Below are 14,914 nucleotides of genomic sequence, written 5' to 3'. Positions count from 1 at the left end.
ATTCCTTTTACCATAGTGGAGTAAATATATGCTACTGAAAGATAAAGTCGCCGTTATTACCGGCGCGGCTTCTGTACGCGGTTTGGGTTTTGCCACGGCTAAATTATATGCCGGGCAGGGTGCGAAGGTGGTGATTATCGATTTAGATGCTGAGGCCAGTCGGGCAGCGGCGGCGAATCTGGGTGAAGAGCATCTGGGCCTTGCGGCGAACGTCAGCAATGAATTACAGGTCAACGCCGCCATTGAGCAGGTGCTGGGAAAATACGGGCGCATCGATATTCTGGTGAATAACGCCGGTATTACTCAGCCGATTAAGCTGATGGATATTAAACGCGAGAATTACGACGCGGTGCTGGACGTCAGCCTGCGCGGCACGCTGCTGATGTCCCAGGCGGTGATCCCCACCATGCGCGCGCAGAAGTCAGGCAGCATTGTCTGCATTTCATCGGTATCAGCACAGCGCGGCGGCGGTATTTTTGGCGGCCCCCACTACAGCGCAGCTAAAGCAGGTGTTCTGGGCCTGGCGAAAGCGATGGCCCGCGAGCTGGGTCCGGATAACGTACGCGTAAACTGCATTACACCCGGCCTTATCCAGACGGACATCACCGCAGGCAAGCTCAGCGATGAGATGAAAACCGCCATCCTGGCGGGCATTCCGCTTAACCGCCTCGGCGACGCGCAGGATATTGCCCGCGCCGCGCTGTTCCTTGGCAGCGACCTTTCGTCTTACTCCACCGGTATCACGCTCGACGTGAACGGCGGCATGCTGATCCATTAAGGAGACTCGACGATGACGGATACCACAGTTCAACAGGTTGCTGCGGCGGCATGGCGTATTCGCCGCTATGCGCTGCGCATGGGCGAAGTGCAGGGGCAGGGCTACATCGGGCAGGCGCTGGGCTATGCCGACGTACTGGCCACCGCGTTTACCCACGGTATGAACCTCAAGCCGGACGAGCCGGAGTGGGAAGGCCGTGACCGTTTTCTGCTTTCCCACGGTCATTACGCCATTGCCTGTTATGCCGCTCTGATTGAAGCCGGGATCATTCCTGAAGAGGAGCTGGAGACCTACGGCTCGGACGACAGCCGCCTGCCAATGTCCGGTATGGCAACTTACACGCCGGGCATGGAGATCTCCGGTGGTTCGCTGGGACAGGGGTTAAGTATTGGGGTCGGCATGGCGCTGGGGCTGAAGCACAAGCAGAGCGCGGCATGGGTCGTTAACTCCATGTCGGACGGTGAGCTTGACGAAGGATCAACCTGGGAAGCGGCTATGTCTGCAGCGCACCATGGCCTGTCGAACCTGATCGTGCTGGTGGACATTAACCGCCAGCAGGCAGACGGCAATTCGCACAAGATCCTTGGCTTTGAGCCGCTGGAAGATAAATGGACCTCGTTCGGCTGGTATGTGCAGCGCGTAAATGGCAACGATGTCCCTGCGCTGGTGGCGGCGTTTGATAACGCCAGACGCTATCCGGAAAACCAGCCACGCGTCATTTTGTGCGACACGCTGATGGGCAAAGGTGTGCCTTTCCTCGAACAACGTGACAAGAACCATTTTATTCGCGTGGATGCTGACGAGTGGCAAAAGGCACTCGCCGTGCTGGATGCCAACAAACCTGAAGGAGTGCTGTAATGAGCCAGATAACAGAGAAAAAACCGCGTTTAACCACGTCGGCCATGATTGCCTCTATTGCGGAAGACGGCCAGGAGACGCGCTCTGCACCGTTTGGCCATGCGCTGGTGAAGCTGGCGGAACAGCGCCCGGAAGTTGTCGGTATGACGGCGGATTTGTCGAAATATACCGATCTGCATATCTTTGCCCAGGCGTATCCGGAACGTTTCTTCCAGATGGGGATGGCGGAGCAACTCTTGATGGGCGCGGCCGGGGGAATGGCAAAAGAGGGGTTTATTCCCTTCGCCACGACATATGCGGTCTTTGCCACCCGTCGTGCCTACGATTTTATTCATCAGGTTATCGCCGAAGAGCATCTCAACGTGAAGATATGCGCTGCACTGCCGGGGTTAACCACGGGCTACGGTCCGAGCCACCAGGCGACGGAAGATATTGCGATTATGCGCGGTATTCCGGGGATGACCATCATCGATCCCTGCGACGCGATAGACACCGAACAGGCTGTACCGGCGATCGCGGCGCACAATGGGCCGGTGTATATGCGACTGCTGCGCGGCAAGGTGCCGGTGGTGCTGGACCAGTACAATTACCAGTTTACGCTGGGCAAAGCCGCGCTGCTGGAAGAGGGGAGCGACGTTCTGATCATCGCCTCAGGGCTAATGACCATGCGCGCGCTGGAGGCAGCAAAGCAGCTGCGTAAGGATAACGTCAGCGTGGCGGTACTGCACTCGCCCACCATTAAACCGCTGGATGAGGAGACCATTCTGGCGCAGGCCGCGAAGCCGGGACGGCTGGTTATTGTGGCGGAAAACCACAGCAGCGTTGGCGGGCTGTGTGAGGCCGTCGCGTCGCTGTTAATGCGCAACCGCGCGAACGTGGATTTCGATACCGTCGCACTGCCGGACGCGTTCCTTGATGCGGGTGCGCTGCCAACCCTGCACGACCGCTACGGGATCTCAACCACCGCTATGGTGGAGAAAATCCGACGCAGGCTCTGATCGTGACGGGGCGAGCGTTCCTCGCCCCTTTCCTGCTTCAGTAACCCACCTTATACACCCGCCCGGTCTGCACCCCTTCCACGCTGCGGCGATAGGCTTGCGCCACGGTGGCGGCCGGCACGCTTTCAAAGCCCGGGAAGAAGCCGTCGTACGTTTCGACCGATTCAGTGAGGACCGTCGGGCTTATCAGGTTGATGCGGATCCCACGCGGCAGCTCGCAGGCGGCAGCGCGAACAAACCCTTCCAGCGCGGCATTCACCGTGGTGGCATTGACGCCCTGCGCGATGGGCTCGTGCGCCACAATCCCGCTAATCAGGGTAATGGAGCCGCCATCGTTCAGGTAGTGCTGGCCGGTCAGCGCCAGGCGCACCTGTCCGAGCAGTTTATCCTGTAACCCCTGATTGAAATCGCTGTCCTTCATGGTGGCGAGGGGGCCAAAGTACAACCCGCCGCTGGCGGAGACAATCGCATCCACCGGGCCAACCTTTTCAAACAGCGCCTGGACGCTCGCCTGCGAGGTGATATCCACCTGATAGTCCCCCTGCGTGCGGCCGACGCGGATGACCTCATGACGACGACCCAACTCTTCCGCTACTGCACGACCAACCGTACCGCTGGCACCAATAATGACGATTTTCATAGCCGACTCCTCATGTTATGAGCCTTCATTCTTTAATAAATTAAAAGTCGGATAAACTGGGCTAAAGTTAGAAGATTGCTAACCAGAGGTTTGTAATATGGATAAGCTTCGCGGCATGGAAACGTTTATCGCCGTGGTGGAAAGCGGCAGCTTCACCGGTGCGGCGTCCCGGCTGGATATGTCGTCGGTGATGGTGGGGAAGTACATTGCGCTGCTGGAATCACAGCTTGGCACCCGTCTGCTGGAGCGCAATACGCGGCGTCAAAGCCTGACCGACGCCGGACGGGTCTATTATGACGAGGCGAAGCGGGTGCTGGAGCAGGTGGCCATTGCCGAAAGCGCGGTGGAACGTCTGCGCGCCGCACCGGCGGGCACCCTGCGCGTGACGGCACCTACGTCGTTTGGCGGCTGCGTTATCGCGCCGCTTACCGCCACCTTTCTGCAGCGCTATCCGGCAGTGCGTATCGAACTGGATCTCACTAACCGGATGGTGGATCTGGTGGAAGAGGGGGTCGATCTGGCCATTCGCATTGGTGATATTCGCAATGACGATCTGGTGGCGAAATACCTGTGTCCTTACAACATGGTGATCTGCGCGTCGCCGGATTATCTGGCGCGCCACGGTACGCCGCAAACCCCTGCCGATCTGGTGGACCATCTCTGCCTTTCCCACACGGTATGGACCGCGCGCAACGAATGGCGGTTGCCGGGTGTGGAGGGCGAAGTGCGCTGGAAGCGCGATGCCATTTTACGATGCAACGACGGCTACGGCTTACGCATGGCGGCGCGCGCCGGGGCAGGGCTGCTTCTGCAGCCGGAGGTGCTGGTGGCGGAAGAGCTGGCAAGCGGCAGGCTGGTTCGGGTTCTGGAGCCGTTTACACCCGCGCCGAGGCCGGTGCATTTACTGTGGCGTCAGGATTTACGTCCCCTCCCGAAGCTAACGGAATTTATTGCTCATATTCTGCTAAGATTGGGCACAATATAAAAAAGAAGGTAATCAAAGAATGTCTGCAAACAAACTCGCCAGCAGCGCGCAGGGCCTGCAATCTTCCGCCATCCGTGAATTATTAAAACATAGCAAAATGGCAGGCGTCATTTCGCTGGGTGGGGGTATTCCTAACCCGGCCTTGTTCGATCACGAAGGCCTGAAAATCGCCGCTGATGCCGTACTGTCGCAGCATTTTGGTGAAGCCTTCCAGTATGGTCTGACCGAGGGTGTGCCGGGACTGCGGGAAGAGATTCAGCGCATCTGCGAAGGGCGCGGGATCCGCTGCAAAGCGGATGATGTGGTCGTGACCTCCGGTTCACAACAATCCCTCGACGTGCTGGCGCGCGCGTTAATTAATCCGGGCGATACCGTCGTCGTCGAACGCCCAACCTATCTTGCTGCGCTGCAGGTCTTTGGTCTGGCGCAGGCGAATTTCGAATCCGTTGGCACCGATGGCGACGGCATGAAAGTGGATGAACTCGAAGCCCTGGTGGCAAATAAACCCATCAAAGCGGTTTATATTGTGCCGACATTTGGTAACCCGGGTGGCGTTACGCTGTCTGAGGCGCGCCGTAAACAGCTGGTGGAACTCTCGAAGCGCTATGACTTCGTGATTATCGAAGACGATCCGTACAGCGAAATTAATTACACCGACGAAGTTTTCCGCCCGTTAATTGCCCATGCCAAAGATATCGGCAACGAAGAGAATGTGGTGTATACCTCAACCTTCTCTAAAATTCTCGCGCCGGGCACCCGTGTGGGCTGGGTGCTGGTGCCGGAGTGGCTGAAGCGTGCGGTGGTGAACCTGAAGCAAACCACCGATCTGCACACCAGTACGCTGTCGCAGCTGATGACTTACGAATACCTGAAAACCGGGCGTCTGGCCGGGCAGATCAAAATGATCCGCGAAGCCTATCGTCAGAAGTACCAGACGTTCGCCAACGAACTGGAAGCCGAGCTGGGCGATGTGATGTCGTTCCACAAGCCGAAGGGCGGCATGTTCCTGTGGGCGAATATGAAAAATGGTAGTAATACCACGCGCTGGCTGGAAAAGACGTTAAGTAACGGCGTAGTATTTGTCCCGGGCGAATTTTTCTACTGCAATGAGCCAGACCATTCGACGCTGCGTATGTCGTTTGTCACGCCAACGGATGAAGAGCTGAAAGAGGCGGTTCGTCGCCTGAAAAAATCGCTGTAAAAGACCTGCGCATAATGGCGCTCCTGCCGTTATGCGCAATACGCGTTTTGTTGAGGTATATAACCTTACCTCACCGTGACGTTACTCTGTCGCATGGGCCAGCGTGCGATCTGAAGCATCGCCGCTGAGGGCCCGGGTGACTTCATGGATCCGCCAGATTTTCCCTTCACGCAGCGCGGCAAACAGGTAAACCTCGATCTCTGCCTGACGACCGCCAGGATACGTGACCGTCACGATATGCCGGTCAGCCAGAAGTTCGTCATGACAGGCTATCTCCGCCACGGTGAAGGCGATCGTGCGAGTCTGCGAGCTGACGTGACTCAGGTGCTGGATAAATCCCCGGTAATCAAGCGTGTGACCGTCCGTAACCTGCTGGTAATCGGGCGTAAAGACCTCTGCCGGATCGATATCGCCGTTGAATAAGCGGGTTAACAGGCACGCCATCTTTTCGCGCTGTGCGGCATTGTCGGTGTCGGCTATCAGGGATGTGATTATGCTCATTAAGGGCTCCTTATGTGGTTTAGTCGCCATTATCCTTGACAGCCAAAGACGCAGTTTCTGTAATACGCCGATGAATAACGATTTTCGGTCAAAATGATATGGTCAGTACTGAGACGCTCCTTCATCCTGGCGGGTACCGAACCCCCTGGCACAGCCATCGCGCTGGCCAGCTGTGGCGCATTGCAACGGGTCTGCTGGTGATTGAGTCGCAGCGGGGGCGCTCGGTCGTACCGGCAAAACACATCGGCTGGATCCCGCCAGGTAATCAGCACGCCGCCTTTTCTGAAAGCGCGATAGAAGGCAGCGCCATCTATCTTGACCCCGCCTGTTGCGCAAGACTTCCCGATGTGCCCGCCCTGTTCGAGCCCGACGATCTTACCCATGCACTGTTTTCCCGCTTAAGCGTTGCTGAAAGCGAGTACGATCCGCGAAAGCTCACCCTGCTGCTGGATGAGCTTGCCGTGGCACCCCAGGTGCACTTTACTCTGCCCGTGCCGACGGATCCGCGTCTGAAGGACGTGGTCAGGCATTTGCTGCAGTTTGTCGATGATAATCAGACGGTTGAGAGCCATGCCCGCCAGGCGGGGATGAGCGTGCGTACGTTCAACCGTCGGTTTCGTGCCCAGACCGGAATGAACTTCGTTAACTGGCGGCAACTGGCGCGCGTTATGCAGGCAATGGAGTGGCTGGCCGCGGGGAAGCCGGTGGGATGGATTGCGCTGTCTTGCGGTTACAGCAGCGTCAGCGCATTCATTGAGGTTTTCAGCGCGTGGACCGGTAAAACGCCGGGGCAGTGGGCGCTTAAAGAAGCCCCTTTTGGGCGAAGGTAATGCGCGTGGCGTCGTTGAGATCCCGCTCTTTTAACGATTCCGGATTAACCCAGGCGATATCCTGAAATTCGGCATTAAACGTGACTTCCCGGTTGGCGCATGATTTCTTCCTGAAAAAGTATTAAGTAGGTAAATGCTGTGCCGAATCAGGCAACATCCGGTTGGCCACCTTTACGCTTCGCTATGACTTCCGCAACGGTTTTTATACGGCTTAGCTCCTCTTGCGTTCTGGCGTTTGATTGTGCTTCCCAGATATCGACGTTCAGTTGTAAGTTCAACCAAAATTCAATAGTGGTATCAAAGGCTTTTGCCAATTTTATCGCCATATCGGCGGTAAGCTTGCGATTGTTATTTACCAGCGCGCTGATGGTATTGCGGTGTACATTTAGCATCTCCGCCAGATCGCTGATTTTCAGATTGAGCGGTTCAAGATACTCATATTGCAACACGTCGCCCGGCGTGGTGGGTTTGCGGAGTGCCTGTTGAAGTATCATAGGTGGTGCCTCACTTGTGTTGCGTGTACTTGTGTGGAGAGAGATAGAGATCGTCTGCTTTTCCCTCTGCCCAGCGAAATACAAGCCTGTATTGTCTGTTTACCCGGATTGAGGAATATCCCTTCAGCGGCGGATTCAATGCTTCAAACATATTGCCCGGTGGTGAACGCAAATCCCGATGCGAGATGGCTGCATTGATGAGGTCGAGCTTTCTTGCAAGAACGGTTTCCAGATTTGAAGGAATAACATTGCTCGATCTCCCGTAAAGAAAAAAATCCTCAAGCCATTGATCCCGAAAATGATTAATCATAATGCTGGTAAGCTCCAGTCCATGAAGCTGAGTGGATAATAATGCACTCCTGCACAGTGCGCAAGTGCAGTTCTGTCTGCTGTTATGTTACCAGGGGAATGGCTGAAGGGAAGTAGGATGCATGACTAAAGGTTAATTCTCCGAGGTGGATTCCACTTCTGGCGTATGGCTCTATGCCCGGCGGCGCTGCGCTTGCACGGGCCTACGGGCATGTAGGCCGGGTAAGGCGTAGCCGCCACCCGGCAATCCGGGCTCAACCCAGCAACGCGATTCCAGCCTCCGTCCTCAGCCAGCGCGGGGCTTTTAGCTGGTCGGCAAAATATCCGGTGAGTTCAAAGAGCAAATCCCCCATCACGCGTGCGGATCCGGGCGTGAGCGCGTCAGTCATCAACAGTTGGGTAATTTCCTCGCAGTAGCGGCAGAGCTGGTCGGATTCGGTGTTGAATACAGGCTCACGTTCGGGAAACCGATCGACGGTGAGACGTTCCTGTAGGTGCTCAGGGATAGGCTCCAGCAGCATTGGGCGGAGCAGGGCAAAAGTCGAGGCAAGACGACCGCAGAGGGCTATTTTTCTCGCGGGATTGGTCTCTTCCACCAGCGCTTCGCAATAGCGTTGGCAATTGTCGGCAAGATCGATGAAGTCGGTGTTGCAGTCGAAAGGGGTCGTGAAAAGTGCGTTACTGGTGGTCATGATTTTTCTCCAATCAGGTAATTAACCCGGCCGCGGAAATGCCAATTTCCGGGTGGCAGGTCTGAACGGAGTTGGCATTACCGGCTTGGAGTGTACCGGCGCGTCTTGCGACGCCCCCGTCCAGCCCACCATTGGAATGTAGCCAGACGTGCGGCGTAACAAGGACTTACGCCGTCTCCAATCATAACCGGGATGCCAATCCCGACGCCAGATTTTGCTGGCGTGGGAGGAACATACGCCCGAAAAGCCGTTAGAAAAAGTGGGGATGAAGGGATAAGTTACATTCTGCGAGGCTGCTTCAGAAAAAATGGAAATTGAGGAATGCGTTCAAGCCAAAAATGTTTCACCTGATGAGCCAATATATTCCGCCGCACATAATGCTGCCGGTTTATAAAATTAGGAATTTATAAAGGTCTATTTTATCAACATTGCGGTCAAAGTGGCGTATGGTATTTATTCTTAATAAGAATGGCTATGAAGGTGTGTATGGATACCGTCGAGGCGCTTAATGGAACCTACTTCTATAAAGGAATTTGCAACATATCGGCTGGTGAACTGTTTTTCTGGATTTTGTTAGATAAAATTGAAGAGCAGTTTGGCGACATAGAGGATGCACTAACAATAAGTTGTATCATTTTAGGATTGCCGATATTAAAGACCAGAAATAAGCCCTACGGAACAACAGCAGGAACATCTATAGCATCAAAATATTTACGTCAATATCTCAATGTAGAGTTACCTGTAAGATTACCGACGTTAACTGAAGCGAGCATTGCCACTTTAAAACCTAAGTATGTGACAAATTTGGGGGCCTTTGTCGGGAGAGGCCTACCAGTGATTGGCTGGACATTGGTAGCCAGCGATTTGGCTCAAATATGCTATAAGACACTTAAAATGTATAACACGATTGCTCATAAGAAAGACCGGATATGGTAACTGAACAAGAGGTTTTGGCTTTTTTTCAGAATGAATTGCCCGTTATGGGTACATTTACCGGCAAGCTCATACCTTTGCAGTTAGATGATATTTTACAAGACTATGCAGAGGATGATGATTTAGCCATCTGTATGGATAAATTCAGCGAACGATTCAATATTGATATAACGCTGATGAATTACAATGCCTATTACCCATGGTTTCACACATGGTTTTTTCGAAAATGGTTTACGGATAAACCCGTAAAGCAAATTTCTAAGCCTTTAACGGTGAGGATGTTCGCCGAATCTGCGAAAGCGGGAAGATGGTTATATGATTAATAAGGAGGAAAATGATGGCTGTACCGGTCCATTTATGGCTAAAAGATGATGCAGGAAATCTGATTAAGGGGTCATCTGACGTAGAACATAGAGAAGGGAGTATTGAATTACGTGGTTTGACACATAATTTAAGTATCCCGGTTGATGGGACAACAGGAAGACTCACCGGAACACGTCAGCACGCTCCTTTCCTGTTTGAAAAAGAAATTGACAGCGCATCCCCCTATCTTTATCGGGCTGTTGCAACAGGGCAAACTCTCAAATCTGCAGAGGTAAAGTGGTACCACATTAATGATGCAGGGCAGGAAGTTGAATACTTCAATATTTTACTGGAAAGTGTAAAAGTTGTTTCTATTACGCCAATTATGCACGATACGCGTAACTGTCCGGGAACAGGGCACATGGAAAGCATTCAACTGCGCTACGAGAAAATCACATGGCGTTATGTTGATGGAAATATTCAATACTCCGATGCCTGGAATGAGCGAGCTACGGTTTGAAGTGCAACAAACTGCCTCCGCTCTATAAATTGAGTGGAGGCATGTCCTGTTCATCCTGCAAAGATCACCGCTCCCTCAGCGCTTCCTTCGCCCGGTTAAACGGCTTAATCATATAATCCAGCACCGTTTTCTCCCCGGTCTTGATATCCACCGTCGCAATCATCCCCGGCACAATTGAGAAGTGCCTGCCTGCTTTATTCACCAGGTAATCCTGGCTGGTGCGGATAAACACCCGGTAATAGAACACTTCCGGCTTGGCTTCGTCCTGGATGGTGTCCGGGGAAATCGTCTCCACCACCCCGTGCAGCCCGCCGTAAATGGCGTAGTCGTAGGCGGTGATTTTGACCAGCGCTTCCTGGTTCGGATGGATAAAGGCGATATCGCGCGGCGAGAGGCGGGTTTCGATCAGCAGGTGATCGTCCACCGGCACGATCTCCATCAGCTCGCCGTTGGGCGGGATCACGCCGCCGATGGTGGTGACCTTGATGTTTTTCACGATCCCGCGCACCGGCGATTTCACCGTCAGGCGCGTGACGGAATCCTGACGGCCTTTCAGGATCGCCGAGACCATATCCACCTCCGCGTTGGCTTTGGAGAGCGCCTCGCGCGCCTGAACGTAATACTGCGAGCGCACGTCGGTGAGCTTCAGCTCCAGGTCACTTTTCTGCCGCTGCAGGCGCAGCACCTCTACGTGGCTGGCGGCCCCGGTTTTGACCAGCCGCTGGGTGATCGCCAGCTCCTTATTGGCGAGATCGAGCGCGGCACGCAACTCCCGCTGGGTATCCTCAAGCTGCGCGCGGCGGGAGTTGTAAAGCCGCGTTTCGTCGGCAATTAACTCAGGCCATTCCTTCAGCGAAGAGGGGAATTTAAGCGGCAGATCGTTCACCTCGGCATACAGGCGCGCGCTGGAGGCCAGCGAGGCGCGATAGCGTGCCGCACTTTCGCCGACGTTTGATTCTGAACGCGTGGGATCAAGGCGCGCCAGCACTTGTCCGGCCTGCACCTGATCGCCCTCGTGGACGTTCAGCTCGGTGAGGATCCCCCCGTCCAGCGACTGTAAAACCTGCTCGCGCGAGCTGGGGATCACTTTGCCGGTACCGGTTGAGACCTCATCCAGCACGCCAAACCAGGCCCAGATCCCGAGGACGATAAACAGCAGCAGAGAGAGGATCACGATTCGTCGCGCGCCGGTGTAGCCGCTTTCAGAACCGAGCGCATTATCCAGATCGTCCATTGCCGCGGCATCACGCTGACTGATTTTCATTTTTCCACTCCCTTGCGGCGGCTGCCTGCTGTTGTTGCATGCGGCTGTTGTTCAGCGCCTGCGCTTTCGGGGCATCCATCACCAGCATGCCCTCCTTGAGCACCACCACCCGCTCGACCAGTTCCAGCACCGGCACGCGATGGGTGGCGACGATCAGCGTACGGTGGCCGAGCCAGGCGCTCAGACGCTGGATAAACTCCCGTTCGGTATGCTCATCCAGCGAGGCGGTGGGTTCGTCCATCAGGACGATATTCGGGTCGCGCAGCAGCATACGCGCCAGCAGGATCGACTGCCGCTGGCCGCCGGAGAGCCCCACGCCGTTCTCCATGATCGGATAGTCCAGCCCCTTCGGCAGCTTCTGCACAAAGCTCGCCGCGCCGGTTAACTCCAGTGCGGCGAAAATCTCCTCGTCGGTGGCGCGCGGCATGCCGAGGGTGATGTTTTCCCGCAGGGTGCCGTAAAACAGCCGCGCGTTCTGGGTCATAAAGCCGACGTTGCGCCGGACGTCGGCGACGTCGAGGTGCGGCAGGCTGAGGTTGTCGAGTCGCAGCTCGCCGCCCGCCAGATCCATCCCGCCTGCCATCGCCTGCAGCAGGGTTGATTTGCCCGCGCCGTTACGCCCGAGGATCGCCACTTTCTCACCGGGCTTGATCTCCAGACGGTTGATGCGCAGCGCCATGCGCGGATCCTCCGGGTGATAGCGAAACTGCGCCTGCTCGAACAGGTAGTGACCGCGCAGCACATCCTGGCGGATCGGCGTCTCCTCGCGCTGGTTCTCGGTAGGTAACTGCATAATGCTGTCCAGCCCCTCTTTTGCCGCTTTCACCTGCTGCCAGCGGGCCAGCACGCCGCACAGCGTCGCCATGGGGGCGATCATGCGCGAGGCCAGCATCGAGGCGGCGACCACCGAACCGGTGGTCAGCGTGCCGTCGATCACCATCGGTGCGCCAACCACGATCACGGCGGCGTAAACCAGGCTCTGGATGGTCATCCCCCAGCTGATCAGATTCTGCGTCAGCTCGCGGGTACGCAGGCCGGATTCCGCGGTGATCTGGATATAGCTGTTCCACTGCTGCAAAAAGCGGTTTTCCGCCTGCATCAGCTTGATGTCCTCCAGCCCCTGCACGCTCTCGACCAGCACCGCGTTGCGCAGGGTCGATTCATGGGCGGATTGTTTCGCCAGCTCCGCCAGTTTCTTCTGCAGCAGCAGGCCGGGCAGAACCATGATCACCGCCGCCACCGGGGCGATCCACGCCAGCTGCGGGGCGATAATCGCCAGCACCACCACAAACAGCAAGAAGAAGGGCAGATCGACAATCGTCGAGATGGTGGAGGAGGTGACCATCTCGCGGATCTGCTCCAGCTCGCGCAGTTGGGAGATAAAGCTGCCGGTAGAGCGTGGGATCGCGCTGTTGCGTAGCCGCAGGGCGTGACCGAACACGCGATCTGAGACGCGCAGATCCGAGCGTTTACCCAGCAGATCCATAATGTGCCCGCGCGCCACGCGCAGCACGAAGCCGAACAGGGTGGCGATCAGCACCCCGATGGTCAATACATACAGCGTCGGATAGGACTGGGCGGGGATCACCCGGTCGTACACCTGCATGGAAAAGACAATCCCGGAGAGCGACAGCACGTTGATAAACAGCGCGGCGAGCATCACCCAGCTGTAGGGGCGCAGGTCGCGCATCACCAGCCGGTAGAGCCAGTCCGGGCGGTATTTTGAGATATAGGCGTCCACGCGGCTGTCCTTCAGCGCTGCCAGCGGACGCAGGGCGATGACGTGGCGGATGGCGGGCAGCATCGCCGTCATCGACAAACGGTTGGTGTAGGTCTGGTCGTCAAAGAAGCTGACCTCCAGCGTATCGTCGCCGTCGAAATGTTCGATCACGCCAACCCTGCCGTCGTTTAGCGCCACCACCACCGGCAGACGCCAGCTGTTGATCGACTGCTGGCTGGCGGTAAGCAGCTGAAACGACAGCCCCGCCTCACGGGCGAGCTGGGTGAGGGCGGGCACCATCGGTTTGCCTTTCAACCACGGTGCGCCTGCCAGCAGCGCGCCGGGAGAGCAGGCGACGCGGTAGCGCGTGGCAATAAAGCCAAAGGCCTGCGCCCACTGGGCCAGGGCGTCATCCGTCATGGGCTCAGCTTGCGGCATATCACGCTCTTTCATGGCTGGATCTCCACGGTCTGGATGGTGCGGTTATCAAGATCGAACGCATGGCGCAGCTGCCCGGTGTTGTAGAGGCAGTTGAGCTGCAGCTGATGCAGCTGGCCAAGAGTCTGTTGCTGGGTGAAACGCGCCTGGTAGACCTCCTGCTCGGCGTTGAGCACATCGAGCAGCGGGCGTGAGCCAAGGTCAAGATACTGCTGCTGATACAGCTCGCGGGTGCGGGCGCTGAGCGCCTCCTGACGACCCTGGATCTGCAGGGTGCTGAGCAGGCTCATCACCTGACTGCGCGCCTCAAGCAGCTTCTGGCGAACCTCAAGGCGGGTGCGCTGAATGGTGGATTGCGCCGCTTCCACGGCGTGTCCGGCAGCGTTACGCCGGGCGGTGAGGCCGCCGCCCTGATAGAGCGGCATCTGCACTTTCACCCACGCGGAGTATTGCGTGCGATCCCGCGTTTCGTTACCCGCATAGCGGTCGTTGAGGTAGTGACGCACTTCCGGCTCCAGCGAGACGGTCGGAGTCATCTGGGCGTTGGCGTAGTCAAGGTTGGCCTGCGCGACGTTCGCCTGCGCCCAGGCCGCTAACACCGCTGGCACCAGACGATCGTCCGGTTCGGCGATATCACAGCTGCGGGCCAGCTTTTGCGGAAAATCGTTGCCCACCTCGTTGAGGGTGTTCCAGCCGAGAAAACTCATCAGCGTAGCGCGGGCGCTGTCGAGGCTGGCCTGGTACTGCATGAGCTGGGCGCGGGCCCCTTCGATACGGGCATCGGTCTGCACCACGTCAGAGAGCGAGGTGGCTCCTTCGTCGTTACGCTGGCGGGTCAGCTTGCCAATGGAGGAGAGAGCGTCGAGCTGTTCTTTGGCGGTATCGACCATCTGCTGCCAGGTTTGCACTTCCACCATGGCGATGGCGGTATCGTGGGCGATGGTGTCGATGCTCACCAGTACGTTGGCCTGCTGCTGGGCAACCCCGGCGTTTTCGGCACGCACCTGGCTTGCCACCTTGCCAAAGTCGTACAGCATCTGGGAAAGAGAGAGCACCAGCGATGGCGTAAAGCCATTATCGTCGCCGTCATGGGTATAGCCATTGTCCATACCGGCGTTAATTTGCGGGTAGTATTTCGATTTGGCGACGTCCACCTCTTCACTCTGTTGGTAGAGTTTTCCTACCGCTTCACTGATGGCCGGGTGCCAGGTGACGGCGCGGTTGACGGCGTCGCCAAGCTGCAGCGTGCCGGGGGCGGCGTTGCCCGCCACAGGCGCCACGCGGCCATTCAGGGAGGGGAGTTCCTGCGTTTCGCGAAGTTGTCCGGTATTAATCATCGCCGCCGGATTAGCGGAGAGTGCGGGCACAGATATCAGGCAGCACGAGAGCCACCAGTAAGGCATCATCTTTCCCATGTCATGTCCCTAATAAAAAATACGTACAGCTTTAT

17 protein-coding genes are annotated in these 14,914 nt (G+C 56.6%); 9 read left to right on the top strand and 8 right to left on the bottom strand.

Annotated features, from left to right (window positions below; genetic code table 11):
* Window positions 1-28 precede the first annotated feature (28 nt).
* From AC2FAK_RS15960 to AC2FAK_RS15950, 3 genes are read left to right on the top strand one after another with little or no spacing between them, the layout of a single operon-like run.
* Window positions 29-778 carry an SDR family NAD(P)-dependent oxidoreductase gene (locus tag AC2FAK_RS15960; protein WP_023620857.1) on the top strand — a complete coding sequence of 250 codons (750 nt, stop codon included), beginning with the start codon at window positions 29-31 and terminating at the stop codon, window positions 776-778.
* Between the two features lie 12 nt (window positions 779-790).
* Window positions 791-1,636: a transketolase gene (locus tag AC2FAK_RS15955; RefSeq protein ID WP_013098399.1), complete on the top strand. Its 846-nt coding sequence runs from the start codon at window positions 791-793 to the stop codon at window positions 1,634-1,636.
* A complete protein-coding gene (locus AC2FAK_RS15950; RefSeq protein ID WP_375714096.1) occupies window positions 1,636-2,634 on the top strand; it encodes a transketolase family protein in 999 nt (332 codons plus the stop codon). The genes AC2FAK_RS15955 and AC2FAK_RS15950 overlap by 1 nt, the downstream gene beginning before the upstream one ends.
* Before the next feature lie 37 nt (window positions 2,635-2,671).
* Here AC2FAK_RS15950 and AC2FAK_RS15945 read toward each other — a convergent pair whose 3' ends face one another.
* Window positions 2,672-3,274, bottom strand: a complete 603-nt coding sequence (locus AC2FAK_RS15945; RefSeq protein ID WP_095455311.1) for a short chain dehydrogenase — start codon at window positions 3,272-3,274, stop codon at window positions 2,672-2,674.
* A gap of 97 nt (window positions 3,275-3,371) precedes the next feature.
* Here AC2FAK_RS15945 and AC2FAK_RS15940 point away from each other — a divergent pair, with 97 nt between their 5' ends.
* On the top strand, window positions 3,372-4,259 hold the full coding sequence (locus AC2FAK_RS15940) for a LysR family transcriptional regulator (protein ID WP_095455312.1): 888 nt from the start codon (window positions 3,372-3,374) through the stop codon (window positions 4,257-4,259).
* A 19-nt stretch (window positions 4,260-4,278) separates the two neighbouring features.
* Window positions 4,279-5,460 (top strand): aminotransferase-like domain-containing protein, encoded by a 1,182-nt coding sequence (locus tag AC2FAK_RS15935; RefSeq protein ID WP_038420464.1) that lies wholly within the window; start codon window positions 4,279-4,281, stop codon window positions 5,458-5,460.
* A gap of 81 nt (window positions 5,461-5,541) precedes the next feature.
* Here AC2FAK_RS15935 and AC2FAK_RS15930 read toward each other — a convergent pair whose 3' ends face one another.
* Window positions 5,542-5,961, bottom strand: coding sequence for a nuclear transport factor 2 family protein (locus tag AC2FAK_RS15930; protein ID WP_020690742.1), 420 nt, complete (start codon window positions 5,959-5,961; stop codon window positions 5,542-5,544).
* A gap of 98 nt (window positions 5,962-6,059) precedes the next feature.
* On the opposite strand from AC2FAK_RS15930, the gene AC2FAK_RS15925 reads away from it, so the two are divergent.
* Window positions 6,060-6,791, top strand: coding sequence for a helix-turn-helix domain-containing protein (locus AC2FAK_RS15925; RefSeq protein ID WP_045901495.1), 732 nt, complete (start codon window positions 6,060-6,062; stop codon window positions 6,789-6,791).
* A 146-nt stretch (window positions 6,792-6,937) separates the two neighbouring features.
* Here the strand turns inward: AC2FAK_RS15925 and AC2FAK_RS15920 are convergent, their stop codons facing one another.
* The 3 genes from AC2FAK_RS15920 to AC2FAK_RS15910 form a co-directional block, all read right to left on the bottom strand.
* Window positions 6,938-7,285, bottom strand: coding sequence for a HigA family addiction module antitoxin (locus tag AC2FAK_RS15920; RefSeq protein ID WP_038980942.1), 348 nt, complete (start codon window positions 7,283-7,285; stop codon window positions 6,938-6,940).
* Window positions 7,286-7,295: 10 nt separating this feature from the next.
* Window positions 7,296-7,595 (bottom strand): type II toxin-antitoxin system RelE/ParE family toxin, encoded by a 300-nt coding sequence (locus tag AC2FAK_RS15915; protein WP_014832979.1) that lies wholly within the window; start codon window positions 7,593-7,595, stop codon window positions 7,296-7,298.
* Between the two features lie 253 nt (window positions 7,596-7,848).
* Window positions 7,849-8,286 carry a hypothetical protein gene (locus AC2FAK_RS15910; RefSeq protein WP_072203667.1) on the bottom strand — a complete coding sequence of 146 codons (438 nt, stop codon included), beginning with the start codon at window positions 8,284-8,286 and terminating at the stop codon, window positions 7,849-7,851.
* Between the two features lie 486 nt (window positions 8,287-8,772).
* On the opposite strand from AC2FAK_RS15910, the gene AC2FAK_RS15905 reads away from it, so the two are divergent.
* The 3 genes from AC2FAK_RS15905 to AC2FAK_RS15895 are packed head-to-tail and all read left to right on the top strand — an operon-like array spanning window position 8,773 to window position 10,042.
* Window positions 8,773-9,222, top strand: a complete 450-nt coding sequence (locus AC2FAK_RS15905; protein ID WP_095455329.1) for an STM2901 family protein — start codon at window positions 8,773-8,775, stop codon at window positions 9,220-9,222.
* On the top strand, window positions 9,216-9,542 hold the full coding sequence (locus AC2FAK_RS15900) for a DUF1493 family protein (RefSeq protein WP_040023494.1): 327 nt from the start codon (window positions 9,216-9,218) through the stop codon (window positions 9,540-9,542). The genes AC2FAK_RS15905 and AC2FAK_RS15900 overlap by 7 nt, the downstream gene beginning before the upstream one ends.
* A 14-nt stretch (window positions 9,543-9,556) precedes the next feature.
* Entirely contained in the window at window positions 9,557-10,042 is a 486-nt protein-coding gene (locus AC2FAK_RS15895) for an Hcp family type VI secretion system effector (protein WP_029882108.1), read from the top strand.
* A gap of 64 nt (window positions 10,043-10,106) precedes the next feature.
* Here the strand turns inward: AC2FAK_RS15895 and AC2FAK_RS15890 are convergent, their stop codons facing one another.
* From AC2FAK_RS15890 to AC2FAK_RS15880, 3 genes are read right to left on the bottom strand one after another with little or no spacing between them, the layout of a single operon-like run.
* Window positions 10,107-11,276: a beta-barrel domain-containing protein gene (locus AC2FAK_RS15890; RefSeq protein WP_094084808.1), complete on the bottom strand. Its 1,170-nt coding sequence runs from the start codon at window positions 11,274-11,276 to the stop codon at window positions 10,107-10,109.
* Between the two features lie 10 nt (window positions 11,277-11,286).
* On the bottom strand, window positions 11,287-13,479 hold the full coding sequence (locus AC2FAK_RS15885) for a type I secretion system permease/ATPase (RefSeq protein WP_045294745.1): 2,193 nt from the start codon (window positions 13,477-13,479) through the stop codon (window positions 11,287-11,289).
* Window positions 13,476-14,879 (bottom strand): TolC family outer membrane protein, encoded by a 1,404-nt coding sequence (locus AC2FAK_RS15880; protein WP_013098387.1) that lies wholly within the window; start codon window positions 14,877-14,879, stop codon window positions 13,476-13,478. The genes AC2FAK_RS15885 and AC2FAK_RS15880 overlap by 4 nt, the downstream gene beginning before the upstream one ends.
* Window positions 14,880-14,914 lie beyond the last annotated feature (35 nt).

The organism is Enterobacter cloacae complex sp. 394F7 (assembly GCF_057320385.1).
This window is presented reverse-complemented; position numbering and strand designations above follow the sequence as displayed.